Here is a 14,993-nt window from a genome sequence, read left to right on the forward strand (position 1 = left end):
GCACGGTGGTGTGCGCGGCCGCGCCGGGCGGGATCCGGCCCGTCGTGGGCCCGTCAGCCGGCGACGGTGACGCCGTCCGGGACGTTGCCCACGGTGACCGGCGAGCCCGGGGTGGAGGTGGGGACGGAGACGGGGACGAGTTGGTCGGTGTTGGAGTCCACCACCCAGGCGGTGGCGCCGTCGGGGCTGAAGGCGACGGCATAGGCGCCGGAGCCGGTGGGGATGAAGGGGCCGGCGGTGTCCGTCGCGAGGGTGATCGGCGTGATGCCCCCGGCGCCGGAGTCCGCGACGTAGGCCGTGGTGCCGTCCGGGGTGACGGCGACGTACTGGGGGCCGGCTCCGGTGGTGATCGTCGCGGTCACCGCGGCCGAGGCGGTGCTGATGACGGAGACCGAGGAGGCGCCGCCGTCGGATACGTAGACCCGGGCGCTGTCGGGGGTGATGGCCACGCCGAAGGGGGCTGCGCCGACCGCGATGGTGTGGGCCACGGAGCGTGTCCCGAGGTCGACGTCGCTGACGGTCCCGCTGCCCTGGTTCGCCACCCACAGCTGCGTGCCGTCCGGGCTGACGGCCAGTCGCTCCGGTTGGCTGCCCACGGTGATCGGCGCGCCCGCGGTGAGCGTCGCGACGTCGATCGGCTGGACCGTTCCGTCGCCGAAGTCGGTCACCCACACCGTCTTCCCGTCCGGGGTGGCTGCCACGTCCGCCGCCACGTCGCCGACATGGACCGTCTTGACCACGGCGTCGGTGGTGGTGTCGATCACGGTGACGTCGTTGCTGTTGTTGTCGGCGACGAACAGGTCGCCGCCCGCCAGCGTCATGCCGTCCGGTCCGGCGCCCACGGGGATGGCCGGGCCGGCGTTGCGGGTGCGGGTGTCCACCGGGGTGACGGTGTTGTCGCTGTAGTTGGACACGTAGGCGGTCGGGATCGACTCGCCGGGCCGGGCGACCGTGGTCAGCAGCGACGCGCCCGGTATGACCGCGCCGTTCGCGGCGTGGGCGGCGAAGGCCACCTGGAAGTAGCCGGTGGTGGCGCTCGCGGCGGCGGCGATCGTCAGCGTCGTCCGGGCCGTGCCGCCGGCCGGCACGGAGACCGTGCCCGCGGCCGGACCGACCGACAGTCCGGTTGGCGCGGTCGCGGTCCAGGAGACCGTCGCCGGGCCTGCGCCGAGAGTGTTGTCGACCTCGACCGCGACGGTCGTGCCGGCTCCGGGCGCGAGCCGCACCTGACCGGGGGTCAGGGCGACTGCGGCGCTCGTGCTCGGCGGGAACCGCACCGGACCGGCCCCGAACGAGGGCGGGGCGTCGGCGGCGTCCGCGCCCCAGCCGGTGTCCGGCGTGGTGGAGAGGGTGTAGTCCAGCCGGTGCGTCCTGGTCAGGTCGATCCAGGTCTGACCGGTGTCCTGCCCGTTGACGCGCAGGGCCTTGACGTAGGCGTCGCCCGCGCCCCGGGCGTCGATCGTCAACGCGCCGAACGCCCCGTGGACCGTGGCCTCGGGGAACTCGGGAGCGCCCAGCACCATCATCGGCACGCCCGGGGTCTGCGGGTACACCCCGAGCGCGGCCCAGACGTACCACGAGCTCATCGCGCCGAGGTCGTCGTTGCCGGGCTCGCCGCCGGGGGTGAGGGAGTACAGCCGGCTCATCACGCGCCGGACGACCGACTGCGTCTTCCACGGCTGCCCGATGCTGTCGTAGACCCACGGGGTGTCGAGTGCGATCTCGTTGCCCTGCCACTGGTAGGGCGCGTCGGGGCCGGCGTTGAGCTGCGTGAAGTAGGCGTCGAGCCGTTCGGCCGCCGCCTGCCGGCCGCCAAGGCCCTGCACCAGGCCCGCGAGGTTCTGCGGGACCATCCATGTGTACTGGGCGGCGTTGCCCTCCTGGAAGCCGTTCTGGCCGAAGCCGGAGACCTTCACGGGTGGCCCGGAGGGGAAGGCTCCGGCGGCGTCGCGCGGCTCGACGTAGCCGTTCGCGGTGTCGAAGACGTTCGCCCAGTTCTGCGAGCGCTTGGTGAACACGGCGCTGTCCGAGCTCCGGCCGAGGCTCTGCGCGAGCCGCGAGACGGAGAAGTCGTCGAGGGCGTACTCGAGCGTCTCGGAGGCGCCGTTGGGCACCGGGCTGATCGAGTCGGAGCCGGTGTTCGGGACGTACCCGTCCTTGACGTACGCGGCGCCGTTGGGGCGCTCGACGTACCAACCCTGGCCGGGGGCACCGGTGTCGCCGTCGGCGCCGTTCACCATGTCGGTGAGGGCGGCCGCGGCGTCGAAGCCCCGCGCGCCGAAGGCGTAGGTGTCGGCGAGGATCGGATCGGCCGAGTCGCCGTTCATGACACCCGTGTAGCCGTTGGCCGAGGGCCACTTGGGCAGCGAACCGCCCTGGGCGGCGTCGTTGAGCAGCGAGGTGGCCATGTCCGCGGCCACCTTCGGGTCGAGGGTGGCCAGCAGCGGGGTCTGGGAGCGGTAGATGTCCCAGCCCGAGTAGTTGGCGTACTGGGCGTGCCCCCGCGCCACCTGGTGGATCCTGTCGTCGAAGCCGATGTACCGGCCGTGGGCGTCGCTGAAGAGGCTGGGCTCCAGCGAGGCGTGGTACAGCGCCGTGTAGAAGGTCGCCTGCGCGGTGCGGCTGCCTCCCGCGACGGAGATCGTGCGGAGCTGCCGGTTCCACGCGGCCTTGGCCGCGAGGGCGACGGTGCCGACGTCGTACGTGTGCGCCTCGGCGCTCAGGTTGTCGAGCGCGCCCTGCACGCTGACGTACGAGACGGCGACCTGCATCCCGACGTGCGTGTTCCTGGTGGTGTCGAAGGTGAGCCAGCCGCCGGCCACGACACCGGAGCCCTGGGAGGCGGCGGGTGCCGTGCCCCCGGCGCTCGGGAAGCTCTTGGGCTGCGGGATCTGCTTGCCCCGCTCGCGCACACTCGTGCCGCCCGCCGAGGTGGCGACGTGCGCGGGGCTCGTCCCGCCCCAGGTGCCCGAGGCGGTGAAGGGCCGGTCGAAGCGGGCGGCGAAGTGCACCGTGTAGCTGTTCGGCTGGCCGCAGAAGTGGCCGCTGGTGACGGAGCCGGTGATCTCACGGTCGCCCACGGTGCGGAAGTCGGCGGCGGAGCTGCCGTTGGCGCTGTCCGCGACCTTCACCAGCAGCCGGGCCTGGTGGGACGACGGATAGGTGAACTGCGCGACACCGGTGCGCGGGGTCACCGCCAGCCGCGTGTGCACGCCCCCGGCGGTCACCGTGTAGGAACCGGGGTGCGCGGTCTGCGACGCGCGGTCGATCGTGGCGGCGGCCGAGTCCGGGTTCGTCGGCAGCGCTCCGGTCATCGGCAGGACGGGGAAGTCCCCCGCGATCGGGCATCCGGGCCCGGACAGGTGCGTGAGGCTGAATCCGGTGATCTTGGAGTCGGCGATGTTGTAGCCGCCGCCGTCGGGGCGCGACGGGGTGTCGGGGCTCCACTGGACCATGCCGAACGGCATGTCGGCGCCGGGGAAGGTGTCGACCTGGCCGACGACGGCGCCGCCGCTGCCGGTACCGACCATGGGGTCGACCAGCGACGCGGGGTCGGCGACCGGTGCGGGCGAGGCGGCCGCCTGTGCGGTGGCGGCGGGGGCGAGCGCCACGATCAGGGCACCGGCCACCGTCGCGGCCAGCGTTCCCATCAGCGGCAGGCGTCCCCGCCCGCGGGTCCGGGTCCGGTCACGGGACGGACGGGGTTGACGAGGAGGACGGGGGCGACGGGGTAACGGCATCGACATCGTTGTCATCGTTGACACTGCGGCAGTGACTCATGCCCCAGCGGACAGCGTCAAGGTCCGCGACCACATCTGACGTGATGTCATCGAGCGTCTCGGTCGGCGACGTTGTCAGTACGCCGCACTGCCTCAGGCGGCCCTGAGACGCCCCCGGACGCGGGCCGTGAGCGGGAGGCCGAGCAGGGCGGGCAGCGGCGTTCCGTCCGAGGCCCAGCGCCGCAGGGCCTCGCGGTCGACCCAGTGGACGCCGTGCTTGTCGCCCCATGCCTTGGCGTCGCGGGTGAACGAGCCGTTGGTGACCACGACCGCCACCGCGGCCTTGTGCACGGGACCGGCCGTCCCCTTCACCCCGTACATGACCTGGGCGCCGACCTTCCCGCCGACCTTGGTGTGCTTGGCCTGGAGCACGATCCGGCCCCGTGCCGGGTCGTCGCCGATCACGTCCGCGCCCTGGTCGCCCTGTCGGCCGACCTGGCGTGCGGGTATGCCGTCGCGGATGAGCAGGTCCCGCAGCGCGAACTCGAACTGCCTGTCGTCCATGGCGTCGATCCGGGCCAGGCTGAACCGCAGCAGCGCCACCCGCTCGCGCTGCGCCTCCCGGCGGCCGATCCGGATCCGCCACCACAAGGCCGCCCCCGACGCGGTGAGGACGGCCAGGACCGCGACGGCGGGGAGCGCGTAAGGCTCGAACCACCGCGCCCCGTCCACCAGCCAGGAACCGGCGACCAGGGCGATGACGGCGGCGGCGGCGAACTCCGGCAGCGTGCGCGGTGGTCGCACCCGGAAGCGGTCCGGTCGTCGCCCTCCCATCAGCGGCCTGCCGAACTGGCCGTCGGGGCCGGGCTGCTCGGCGAGGAGGTGGAGGCGCTGCTGGTGCCTCCGTGCCCCCATAACCACAGGACGCCGACCAGGGCCGCGGCGACGACCCAGCCGCTGGTCTTCTTGGTCCTCGGTCGCGGGTTGCGCCGGATGTGCCGGCGAACGTCGTGGTAGCCCTCGGGTGGCATGGCCTGTCCCCTCCCCTTGTCGGCAGAGCCTCCTGTCGCGGATCTGCCCCTGGGAACCGGTGTAGCAGCGGCCACCGACAGCTCCTGACGATCCGTCGGCGCTGCGGTCCTCCACCCGCCGACAATCGGCCACAGGACCGCACCCGACACTCGGGCCCACCCCGGCAGGCCGCTCGCGAAGCGCTGACCTGGGCGATCCCTCCCCGGGTCGCCCGGCCTCGCGCCCCGAGCCGCCGCCGACGGACGACACTCGACGGACCGATGCGCCCTCTGAGTGGACTCGTCCCCGATCACAGATGGCGCGTTCATGACCGGCGTACGCCCGGCGCAGAGCCCGGGTGCACGGGTCGCTCCGGTTTGCCGGGCCCTAAGCTCGTCCACCCGGGGGCGGGGTCGGGTGCCCCGGCCCGAAGCGGGGAGGAGGGCGCGTGACGCGGCCGGAGGAGGACGGCGTTCTCGCCGCCAAGGACGAGTGGGCCGTGTGGCAGGGGATCGCGTATCCCTGCTGGAGCCGGGCCGGCCTGTGGCCGCGGTTGTCGCTGCGCGCCAGGGACGACGGACGCGCGCCGTCGGGTCTCGAGCAGCAGCGCGACGGAGCCGAGCGCCGTTACGTGTACCTCGTCGATCCCGAGCGCCTGGACGCCTGGTACCAGGCACACTGGACGTTCCGCTGGAGGGGCGAGCCCTTCGAGAGCTGCGGCACGACCGGCGGCGGCACGGTACGGGGCCGCTACCTGGGCACGGACGAGGAGTTCGCACGGCTCCGGCTCCGCAAGGCGGTCGACCGTGAGGCCGAGCTCCCCCCCGACGAGGTCGAGGACGTCGTCGAGCATCGCACCGACCTGCGGGCGCTGCGCGGCGAGCGGCTGCGGCTGCTGGCGGAGACCGACGGCTACCGGCCGCGCGCCTTCGCCGTCCTCGGCGGCCAGGAGGTGCCGGCCGGGACGGAGGCCGACGCGTCCGGACGCGTCGCCGTCGGCGGGCCGGAGGCCCGGCGCCTGGTCCCCGTCGGCGAACTGGAGGCCTGGTGGGGCGTGTACTGGACCTTCACGATCGGCGACGAGGCCATGGGCATCGGCCGTCACCCGTTCGCCGCGCTGGGCCCGGACCGCGACACCGTGAAGGGCGAGTACATCGGGGACCAGACCTACGGCCTGGTGATGCACACCTACCTCCTCACCGAGGAGCACCGCGCCGACGGCGGCACGTTCTACACGGGCAACGCCTGTCCGGACCTGATCACCGACCTCGCCGAGCACCGCGTCGACCTGCTGGCCGACTGACGGCCGGCGCTCCGGGCTGCCGTCAGCGCTCCGGGTTCGGAAACCGTCGGCAACCCCTGCGTCCGGGTGAAATCGGCTTCGGCCCCGCGGCCATGACCGGGGGTCACCACCCCGGGCGCGCATACTCGGTCCACGTGACCGACGCCGATCCGTCGAAGGAGCCGCCGAGATGTCCGAGCCCGTAGAGCCGTCCCAGGTCAGTCGGGCCGCACGGACCCGACGGAGTGTCCTGGTCGCCGGTGCGACGGGGCTCGCGGCGGCCCCGCTGTGGGCGGCCGCCCCGGCGGCGGCCGTCGGCGCCCGCGCGGCCGGGCCCGCCGCGGCGAGAAGCGGCGACGCGGCGGACAGCCCCCCGCTCACCCCGGATCGCGTCCTGCGCATCCTCGAGGACGGCAACCGGCGCTGGGTCGCCGGACGACTTCGGCACCCGAACCAGACCGTGGCGCGCCGCGAGGAGGTGGCGGCCGGTCAGCACCCGCTGGCGACCGTCTTCTCGTGCATCGACTCCCGTGTTCCCCCGGAGATCGTGTTCGACCGGGGCGTCGGCGACCTCTTCGTGGTGCGCACGGCCGCGCAGACCAACGACGGCCTGGTCCAGGGCGCGGTGGAGTACGGCGTGCAGGAGTCGCTGACGCCGCTCCTGGTCGTGCTGGGCCACCAGCGCTGCGGCGCGGTCGTCTTCGCGGTGGAGACGCTGAACGCCGGCCAGGAGGCCCCCGCCCATCTCAAGGATGTGCTGGACGCCCTGCGCCCGGCCTACGAGGCGGCCAAGGGGCTGCCCGGCGACCAGGTCGAGAACACCATCCGCGCCCAGATCCGGCTGACCGTCCACCAGTTGGAGCACGACGCCCTGCTCGAACCGTTCGAGCGCGAGGGCCGCGCCCGAGTCGTCGGCGCCTACTACTCGCTGGACACCGGAGCGGTCGACTTCTGTTTCTGACAAGCGAGTTGGCGCGCGCACGCCCACTTTCGGACGCACGGGCGCTGCGGTACAAGTGAAGACCGGACCGCCGGGCGGACCGTGTCCAGGGAGAGGGCACGGCGGGCCCGTCGTCCCGCGCACGTCCGCGCACGCTCTGTCCATCGTTTCAGGGGGGCACCATGGGAATGATTCGCTTACGCGCCTCGGCACTGGCCGTCTCCGGGCTGCTCGCCGTCGGCGCGGGTCCGGCCTACGCAGCCGACGCGGCCGACGCGTCTTCGGTCGCCAAGGCGCCGTCCACGTCGTACACCGTGCGGGACCTCGGCACGCTCGGCGGCACCAGCAGTACGGCGACCGCCGTCGACGACCGGACGGTGGTCGGCAGCTCCGAGACGAGCGGCGACGCCGCCGAGCACGCCTTCGCCTACGACCTGCGCCGCCACACCATGACCGACCTCGGCTCGCTGGGCGGCTCCAGCCGGGCGAGCGGCGTGACGGGGGACTTCGTCGTCGGCACCTCGGACCTCGGCGACGGCGGGCCGACCCACGGGTTCGCCTACGACCTCCGGACCCACGCGATGGTCGACATCGGCACGCTCGGCGGCAGCACCGCCACCGTCACCGGCCTGAGCGGCACCGTTGTCGTCGGGACGTCCTCGCTGCCGGGCGACCAGGTCAGCCACGCGTTCGCGTACGACCTGCGCACCCGGACCATGACCGACCTCGGCTCCCTCGCCGGCCCGTCGGGCGGCAGCACGGCGGCGGCCGTCAGCGGCACGGTCGTCGTCGGCGACTCCACTCTGCCGAACGCACCCGGCACCACGCACGGATACGCGTACGACCTGCGCACCCGGACCATGACCGACCTCGGCACGCTGGGCGGAGCCTCCAGCACGGCCAACGACGTCAGCGGCTCCGTCGTCGTCGGGCAGTCCAGGACGGCCGGCAACGGCTACTCCGGATACGCCTACGACCTGCGCACCGGCACCAGGACGGACATGGGATCCCACCTGCTGACCGGGGAGTTGGTCAGCGGCGACACCGCCGTCGGCGGGGACAGCCTGCTGTCCACCACCTTCGACCTCACCACGCACACCACCCGCATGGTCGGCCCCGGCAGTGGGGTCACCGAGGTCGACCAGATCGCCGGGAACCTCATGGTCGGCGACGACTTCGCGCCCAACTCCCTGGCCTTCGTCGCCCGCGTCGACACCGGGGCCTTCACCTACCTGCCCTCGCTCGGCGGCCTCAACTCCTTCGCGGCGCAGGTCAACCGCCACGGCATCGTGGCCGGCAGCGCGGCCCTCGCACCCTCCGCCCCGGTCAACGCCAACGGCGCGTTCCACGCCGCCGTCTGGGTGCCGCACACCTCCTGACCCACCCGAACCCGCGCTCGGGGCCGGGCCCTCCGGGCCCCGGCCCGGAGCCGCTCAGGTCAGCCGGAGGCGTGCAAGCCAGAGGGCCAGCCGACGGGCGCGGGCACGGGTGGCGAGGACCTCGGCGTGCAGCCCGCAGCGGTCCTGCGCCAGAGCCAGGTGATGGCTCCACCACCGTCCCGGCCGCCAGGGTTCGGCGGCCGATGCGGTGGTGGGGTGCCGCGGCCTACCCGAGGTGGGTCGTGAGCTCCTGGTAGGTCGTGAGCGACCGGTCGTCGGAGGCGGCGGCGACCGCGCCCACGTAGCCGTCCGGGCGGACCATGATGCGGCCCGAGGTCAGGCCGAAGCGGGCTGCCGCGCGCCGGTCGGGGTCGGCGACCACGGCGTCGAAGCCGTCGACCGGAGCATCGGTGTCCGCCAGGAGCACCTGCCGGACACCGGGGACCGGCGCCGCCGCCGGGAGGGCGCCGACGGTCACCAGCACGTGGCCGGTCTCGGCGGACAGCACCGTGCGCAGGTCCGTGCCCGGCACGTCGGGCAGGTGGTCCCCGCTGCGGAGCTTGGCGCGCGCCGCCGACGGCACGACCGCCGGGCTGTCGTGGTAGGCCAGCATGGTCTCCTCGGCCTCGTCCGCCAGGGCCTGACGGGCCGGGCCGAGGCCGGTGGCCGTGTGCAGGACCGCGTTGCGCACGTGCTGGGCGACGGGGTTCGCCAGCGTGCTCAGCTGGGTGAGCCGGGTGCTGAACCCGATGACGCGGGCCGCGACGGGGTGGCGTTCGGCGTGGTAGCTGTCGAGCAGCGTCTCGGACGCGGTCCCGCGGTGGGCGGCGGCGAGCTTCCAGCCCAGGTTGAAGGCGTCCTGGAGGCCGGTGTTCATGCCCTGGCCGCCCGCAGGGCTGTGGATGTGCGCCGCGTCACCGGCCAGGAAGACCCGCCCGGTGCGGTACTGCGGCACCTGGGCGTGGCGGATCTCGAAGCAGGTCAGCCAGAGCGAGTCGTGGATCCGGATGCGTCCGGGCGCCCGCTCGTCGGTGATCCGCTGCAGCCACTCCTGGCTGGCCTCGTCGGCGGAGGCGGTCGGGATCTGGGCGATCAGCCGCATCCGGTCGCCCTTCATCGGAAAGACCATCAGCGGGCCGTCGTGCGCGGAGAAGAAGGTGTACATCGAGCGCGGGTCGAAGTCGTGCTGGGCATGCACGTCGCCCATCAGGAAGCGCTCGCCGTGGAACGATCCCTCCAGCGCCGACCCGATCTGGTGCCGCACCGCGCTGCGCGCACCGTCGGCGCCGACCAGCCAGGAGGCCGTGACGGTATCCTCGGCACCGTCGGAGCCGCGCAGGGTCGCGCGGACCCCGTCCGCGTCCTGCTCCAGAGCGACCAGCGAGACGCCGCGCTCCACCTCGACCCCGTGCTTGGCCAGGTTCCCGGCCAGGATGCGCTCGGTCTCGGTCTGCGCGGTGACGACCGAGTAGGGGTGGGGGCTGTCGACGACGTCCAGCTCGACGCGGGCGAGGACCCGCCCGGACGCGTGCATCTCGATGCCGGTGGCCTTGATGCCGGACTCGGTGATCTCGTCGAGCACGCCCACGCGTTCGAGCATCTCGAGGCTGCGGGCGTGCACCACGATGGCGCGCGACTCGGTGGTCGGCGCGGCGAGCGTGTCGACGATGCGGACCGGGACGTCCCGCCGCGCCAGCTCGCCCGCCACCGCGAGCCCGACCGGACCGGCTCCTACGACGAGAATCGGGTCACTCATGCTTCCTGCTCCCCAACTGGGGCAGCCAATGCTGCCGGTGGGCCCGGCCGAGGAATGCGATCACCCCGACCACGACGTGGGAGAGGCTAGTGGGAAGCGAACCCGCCTGCCACGCGACTCGCGTCGCCGGTCCGTGGCTCTACTGCCGGTACAGCTGGGCCTCCGGAACGGTCCGACTGGTGCCGTCGGTCGCGGTGATGGTGACGGTGCCCGCGCCCACGGAGTCGGAGAAGCGCATCGGCCACCAGGCGGTCCAACGGCGGTCGCGGACCAGGGCGGTGGTGTCGTGGCCGTCGGAGTGGATCGTGACCGAGCGGACGGCGTCGCCGGCGAAGCCGGTGGCGTAGCCGAAGCCGTCGCGGCCGTCGCCGCCGCCCACGCCATGGCCACCGCCGGTGTCGATGAGCACCTGACGGCTTCCGAGAGCGGCGGGGACCGGGTCGATGGTGTCCCAGAAGCCGCCGCCGCGCTCCGCGGACATGCACAGGAAGAAGCGCCCGGCACGGGTGACGATCTCGGAGGCGACCTGACCGCGCAGGTCGGCGTAGAGCACCGTCTGCGGGCTGCCGTACCCCGGGGCCTCGCGCAGCGAGCGCTCGCACCACGCCGCTCCCTGGCTGCTGGCGGGAGCGGGAGCCCCGGTCCAGGAGGCCAGCTCGGCCGAGGTGAACATCGGCTGCAGCGCGGTGCCGTAACGGAGGCGGTGGTAGGCGTCCTGCACCGTGCCGGGCGCGAGCACCAGCGCGCCCGCCCCGGCGATGCCCGCGAGCAGCGCCCCTCCGGCCAGGCCCAGGCCCAGGCGACGCAGCAGCCCGCCCCTGGGCCGGCCGGCCCGGCCGTCGGGGGCGGTGTCCGCGAGCACCGTGCGCAGCAGCCACTCGCGGCGATGGGTCTCGGCTGCCGACAGCTCCTCGGCCGGGGCCGGGTCGTGGGTGGCGAGCAGCAGGTCGAGGTCGAGGTTCTCGGTCATCGCGGGCTCCGTTCGCGGGGCGTGACGGCGGAGGTGGAGGGGAGGTGGGCAGTGGACCGGGCCGGAGGCAGCCCGGGTTCGGGCTGCTGGAGCAGCTCGCGCAGTCGGGCGCGGGCGCGGGCCAGGCGCATCCGGTAGGCGGGGGCGGAGCAGCCGAGGACCGAGGCGGCCTGGGTGTCGGTCAGGCCGTCCCACACCACCAGGGCCAGGGCCTCCTGGTCCTGGGGTGTCAACCGCTGCCAGGCCGAGGCGAGGTCGACGCGGGCCGCCACCAGGCCGCCGGGGTCGGTCACCTCGTCCGCGCCGCTGACGGGCGCCGCCGCGATCCGGACCATCAGCGCCTGTCGTCGGCGCAGACCCCGTCCGGCGTTGAGCATCGTGTTGCGCGCCGTGGTGAACAACCACGGCCGCACGTCCTCGGGCAACCTCGCCCGGGCCTTCCAGGCGGTCCAGAAGGTGTCGCCGACGATCTCGTCGACGTGGGCCGGATCGGCGCGACGTGCCACGAAGCGCAGCACGTCGGAATAGTGAGCCCGGTACATCGCCTCGTACTCGGGCTCGGTGCGGATCGCCATGGGTGTCCTCTCGCAGGTGACACCCTTACATGTCCGCACCGCCCCCGACCGCAACAGACTCCTCGGGACGGTCGACGCCGGGGCGTCCCACAGGTCGGGACGTCTCCGTTCGTCACCCGGCCCTGACCGGGACGGGCAGGTCGCGGGCGTGGGCAGCCTCCCGGGACGGGTGGGACGGCCGCCGCGGGCGTTCCGGGCCCCGCCGCTCCTGTCACAGTCGTCACGGCCGGCCACGACTGCTTCCGCCGGCGCCCACTCCTCACAGATGAAGGGTCACCACCATGCTCAAGAACCTGGGCTCCAAGGCCGGCGTCGCCGCCGCAGCGGCCGTCATGGCCGTGATGGGCCTCGCGGGCACGGCGAACGCCCAGCCCGGCGTCGGTTACATCGGCTACCACCAGGCCAACAACCCGCACGCCGTCTGGTGCGTCCAGCACATGTACAACTACTTCGTCACGGTCAACGACCCCGGAGCCCACCCCACGATCGCCGAGGACGGCGTCTTCGGTCCGGCGACCGACGACGCGATCCGGTTCGTCCAGAAGCAGTGGTACCCGTCCGAGGTCGACGGCATCGTCGGCCCGGCCACGGGCGACATGCTGCTCGTCGAGGGCGACCCGTACTACGGCACGTTCGCGGGCGGGAAGGGGTACTGCTACTCCTACATCCCCAGCTTCAACTGACGGACGGACCTAGGACCTCGCCTCCGCCCGGCCCGGCCCGTGAGGATCACCGCACCAGGGGAGGAAGAGCGTGTCGACGATCTCCTCGAGGACGGGGTCGGGCACGGGGGCGAAGGTCGTCAGGATCTCGTGGCGCAGCAGGTCGAAGCGGAGGGACTTGACGCGGGCCGTGAGCACCTCCGGGTCGACCTCGCCGCGGTCGGCGGCGCGCGCGAAGAGGACGTCGAGGGCTTCCGCGCGGCCCGTCACCAGGGGGTCCAGGAGCTCGCCGGGGCTGGTGCCGGTCTCCTGCCGGGGGCCGGCCAGGTGCATGTTCATCACAGTGATGAGCTCGACGCGGGTGGAGTTGATCTCCCGCATCAGGGTGAGGACGTCCCCGCGCAGGGTTCCCGTGTCGCTGGGCGTCGGCGCGCCCCTGGCCCGCGGGCCGGCGGGGCGGTACACCGACCGCCTCGGCCCCCGCACGGTCGCCCTCGGGGCGTTCGCCTTCGTGGCCGTGACCGCCGTCATGCTCGCGTTCGTCACCGCCCGGACCAGCCCGGTCTGGCCCATGGTCGCGCTCCTGGTCCGCGGCGTCGCCCAGGGCGCCGCCATGATCGCCCCCGCCGGTGCCGCCTACGCCGGCCTGGCACACCGGGAGATCCCGGACGCGAGCGTCATCACGCGCGTCGCCCAGCAGATCGGCGGCTCAGTGGGCATCGCCGTCCTCGCCGTCGTCCTCCGGCGCGGCACCGCCCACGCCCGCACCCCGGCCGCCCTGGCGCACGGCTTCGACGTCGCGTTCTGGTGGTCGGCGGCCCTCACAAACGTCGTCCTCCCGCTGTGCCTGCTGCTGCCCAGCCGCCCCGAGGCGGCGCCCTCCGGCGAAAAGACCGAGGCCAGGAGCACCGTCCGCGGCCTGGGGAAACCGTCGCGAGTGCCGCGCTGACGCCTCGTCACCCGCCCGAAAGGGCGTCGGCCCGCCGCGGAGGGTGAGTGCCGTCACGTCCGGCGGCACCCCCGACCTCCTCCGACTCTGTTACCTTTGATCCAACGACGCGGGGTGGAGCAGCTCGGTAGCTCGCTGGGCTCATAACCCAGAGGTCGCAGGTTCAAATCCTGTCCCCGCTACTTCGACTCTGTGGGCCCGGCCGCTCGGCCGGGCCCACAGGGCTTTTTCGTGGCTTCTTGTGGAAGGTCTGCCGTGAACCACCGCACCAACCGGTCCGACGATCAGCGTCCGGCGACCCGTTTCGGCCGGCCGCTCTCCCCGGAGGAGCGCGCCGGGAAGAAGCGCGGTGGCGGGTGGCAGGCGAACCCGGAGGGCGGCCGCCGCCGGGGCGGGCAGTCCTTCGGCGCGCCGAAGCGACGCCCCGTGAAGCGCCAGGTGCTGGCCGCGCAGGGTGACTTCGAGGTGCCGGCGCCGCAGAAGCCGGGGCTCCCGGCTGCCGCGTCCTTCGCCGAGATGGAGCTGCCCCGCGCGCTCCAGGCGACGCTGGTGCGCGAGGGCGTCACCGAGCCGTTCCCGATCCAGGCCGCGACGCTGCCCAACGCGCTCGCCGGGCGCGACGTCCTCGGCCGCGGCCGCACCGGCTCCGGCAAGACCCTCGCCTTCGGCCTCGCCCTGCTGGCCCGGACGGCGGGCCGCCGCGCCGAGATCAAGTCCCCGCTGGCGCTGGTCCTGGTGCCGACGCGCGAGCTGGCCCAGCAGGTCGCCACCGCCCTGTCCCCCTACGCGACCGCCGTCAACCTGCGGCTCGCGACCGTCGTCGGCGGTCTGTCGATCGGACGCCAGGCGGGCGAGATGAAGCGCGGCGTCGACGTGCTCATCGCCACCCCCGGCCGGCTGCGGGACCTGCTGGACCGCGGCGACGTCCGGCTCGACCGGGTCGAGATCACGGTGCTGGACGAGGCCGACCAGATGGCCGACATGGGCTTCCTGCCGCAGGTCACGGCCCTGCTGGAGCAGGTGCGCCCCGACGGGCAGCGGCTGCTGTTCTCGGCCACGCTCGACCAGAACGTGGACCGGCTGGTCCGCCGCTTCCTGAACGACCCGGTCACGCACTCCGTCGACCCGAGCGCGGGCGCCGTCACCAGCATGGAGCACCACGTGCTCTACGTGAACGACGAGCACAAGCGCGACGTGACGCTGGAGATCGCGGCCCGCGATGGCCGCGTGATCATGTTCGTGGACACCAAGCGCGCCACCGACAAGCTGGCCAAGGACCTGCTCGCCAACGGCGTGCGGGCCGCGGCCCTGCACGGCGGCAAGTCCCAGCCGCAGCGCAACCGGGTCCTGGACCAGTTCAAGCGGGGCGAGGTCTCCGCGCTGATCGCCACGAACGTCGCGGCCCGGGGCATCCACGTCGACGACCTCGACCTGGTCGTGAACGTCGACCCGCCGACCGACCCGAAGGACTACCTGCACCGCGGCGGCCGCACGGCCCGCGCGGGGGCGTCGGGCACCGTGGTCACCCTGGTCCTGTCCCACCAGCGCCGCGAGACCGCGCAGCTGCTCAGGGACGCGGGCATCCGGCCCAACGACGACCGGGTCCGCCCCGGCGACCCGGAGCTCGTCCGGATCACCGGCGCCCGCCGCCCCTCGGGCGTCCCCGTCGTCATCGCCGCGCCGGCGCCGGCCGCGGCCTCCCCGGCCGCGCAGCGCACCCCGGCTCCACGCCGGGCCCCGCGGTCCCGGC

General features: G+C 73.7%; 11 protein-coding genes, 1 tRNA gene and 1 pseudogene. 7 read left to right on the plus strand and 6 right to left on the minus strand.

Annotation, left to right across the window (positions count from 1 at the left end; translation table 11 throughout):
- Positions 1-53: 53 nt before the first annotated feature.
- Positions 54-3,650 carry a GH92 family glycosyl hydrolase gene (locus tag TR49_RS36770; RefSeq protein ID WP_052434941.1) on the minus strand — a complete coding sequence of 1,199 codons (3,597 nt, stop codon included), beginning with the start codon at positions 3,648-3,650 and terminating at the stop codon, positions 54-56.
- A 222-nt stretch (positions 3,651-3,872) separates the two neighbouring features.
- On the minus strand, positions 3,873-4,553 hold the full coding sequence (locus tag TR49_RS36775; protein WP_042390183.1) for a restriction endonuclease: 681 nt from the start codon (positions 4,551-4,553) through the stop codon (positions 3,873-3,875).
- Between the two features lie 625 nt (positions 4,554-5,178).
- Between TR49_RS36775 and TR49_RS36780 the strand changes: the two genes are divergently transcribed.
- The 3 genes from TR49_RS36780 to TR49_RS36790 all read left to right on the plus strand — a co-directional run bounded on the left by TR49_RS36780 (position 5,179) and on the right by TR49_RS36790 (position 8,331).
- A complete protein-coding gene (locus tag TR49_RS36780; protein ID WP_042390166.1) occupies positions 5,179-6,033 on the plus strand; it encodes a hypothetical protein in 855 nt (284 codons plus the stop codon).
- A 169-nt stretch (positions 6,034-6,202) separates the two neighbouring features.
- Entirely contained in the window at positions 6,203-6,973 is a 771-nt protein-coding gene (locus tag TR49_RS36785; protein WP_052434942.1) for a carbonic anhydrase, read from the plus strand.
- 161 nt (positions 6,974-7,134) lie between these two features.
- Positions 7,135-8,331, plus strand: a complete 1,197-nt coding sequence (locus TR49_RS36790) for a hypothetical protein (protein WP_152627658.1) — start codon at positions 7,135-7,137, stop codon at positions 8,329-8,331.
- A 226-nt stretch (positions 8,332-8,557) separates the two neighbouring features.
- Here TR49_RS36790 and TR49_RS36795 read toward each other — a convergent pair whose 3' ends face one another.
- From TR49_RS36795 to TR49_RS36805, 3 genes are all read right to left on the minus strand, one after another.
- Positions 8,558-10,087 carry an FAD-dependent monooxygenase gene (locus tag TR49_RS36795; protein WP_042390170.1) on the minus strand — a complete coding sequence of 510 codons (1,530 nt, stop codon included), beginning with the start codon at positions 10,085-10,087 and terminating at the stop codon, positions 8,558-8,560.
- Between the two features lie 139 nt (positions 10,088-10,226).
- Positions 10,227-11,057 (minus strand): hypothetical protein, encoded by an 831-nt coding sequence (locus TR49_RS36800; RefSeq protein ID WP_042390172.1) that lies wholly within the window; start codon positions 11,055-11,057, stop codon positions 10,227-10,229.
- Positions 11,054-11,632, minus strand: coding sequence for an RNA polymerase sigma factor (locus tag TR49_RS36805; protein ID WP_042390175.1), 579 nt, complete (start codon positions 11,630-11,632; stop codon positions 11,054-11,056). The genes TR49_RS36800 and TR49_RS36805 overlap by 4 nt, the downstream gene beginning before the upstream one ends.
- A 281-nt stretch (positions 11,633-11,913) precedes the next feature.
- Here TR49_RS36805 and TR49_RS36810 point away from each other — a divergent pair, with 281 nt between their 5' ends.
- Complete coding sequence (locus TR49_RS36810; RefSeq protein WP_042390176.1) at positions 11,914-12,315, plus strand: peptidoglycan-binding domain-containing protein; 402 nt, start codon at positions 11,914-11,916, stop codon at positions 12,313-12,315.
- 9 nt (positions 12,316-12,324) lie between these two features.
- Here the strand turns inward: TR49_RS36810 and TR49_RS42150 are convergent.
- Positions 12,325-12,711 (minus strand): annotated as a pseudogene (locus TR49_RS42150) (TetR-like C-terminal domain-containing protein); the annotation flags it as partial.
- On the opposite strand from TR49_RS42150, the gene TR49_RS46135 reads away from it, so the two are divergent.
- The 3 genes from TR49_RS46135 to TR49_RS36830 all read left to right on the plus strand — a co-directional run.
- Complete coding sequence (locus tag TR49_RS46135; RefSeq protein ID WP_052434943.1) at positions 12,707-13,243, plus strand: MFS transporter; 537 nt, start codon at positions 12,707-12,709, stop codon at positions 13,241-13,243. The pseudogene TR49_RS42150 and the gene TR49_RS46135 sit on opposite strands and share 5 nt — an antisense overlap.
- A gap of 108 nt (positions 13,244-13,351) precedes the next feature.
- A tRNA-Met gene (locus tag TR49_RS36825) sits at positions 13,352-13,425 on the plus strand.
- Between the two features lie 73 nt (positions 13,426-13,498).
- A partial coding sequence (locus TR49_RS36830; RefSeq protein ID WP_439654160.1) for a DEAD/DEAH box helicase occupies positions 13,499-14,993 on the plus strand: 1,495 nt, incomplete at its 3' end.

This window comes from Streptacidiphilus melanogenes (genome assembly GCF_000787835.1).
In the GTDB taxonomy this organism is placed as follows: Bacteria; Actinomycetota; Actinomycetes; order Streptomycetales; family Streptomycetaceae; genus Streptacidiphilus; species Streptacidiphilus melanogenes.

What these genes read in the sequence shown, in the direction of transcription:
- TR49_RS36770 (WP_052434941.1), bottom strand. Translation starts at nt 3,650, where the DNA reads ATGGGAACGCTGGCCGCGACGGTGGCCGGTGCCCTGATCGTGGCGCTC.
- TR49_RS36775 (WP_042390183.1), bottom strand. Translation starts at nt 4,553, where the DNA reads ATGGGAGGGCGACGACCGGACCGCTTCCGGGTGCGACCACCGCGCACG.
- TR49_RS36785 (WP_052434942.1), top strand. Translation starts at nt 6,203, where the DNA reads ATGTCCGAGCCCGTAGAGCCGTCCCAGGTCAGTCGGGCCGCACGGACC.
- TR49_RS36790 (WP_152627658.1), top strand. Translation starts at nt 7,135, where the DNA reads ATGGGAATGATTCGCTTACGCGCCTCGGCACTGGCCGTCTCCGGGCTG.
- TR49_RS36795 (WP_042390170.1), bottom strand. Translation starts at nt 10,087, where the DNA reads ATGAGTGACCCGATTCTCGTCGTAGGAGCCGGTCCGGTCGGGCTCGCG.
- TR49_RS36800 (WP_042390172.1), bottom strand. Translation starts at nt 11,057, where the DNA reads ATGACCGAGAACCTCGACCTCGACCTGCTGCTCGCCACCCACGACCCG.
- TR49_RS36805 (WP_042390175.1), bottom strand. Translation starts at nt 11,632, where the DNA reads ATGGCGATCCGCACCGAGCCCGAGTACGAGGCGATGTACCGGGCTCAC.
- TR49_RS36810 (WP_042390176.1), top strand. Translation starts at nt 11,914, where the DNA reads ATGCTCAAGAACCTGGGCTCCAAGGCCGGCGTCGCCGCCGCAGCGGCC.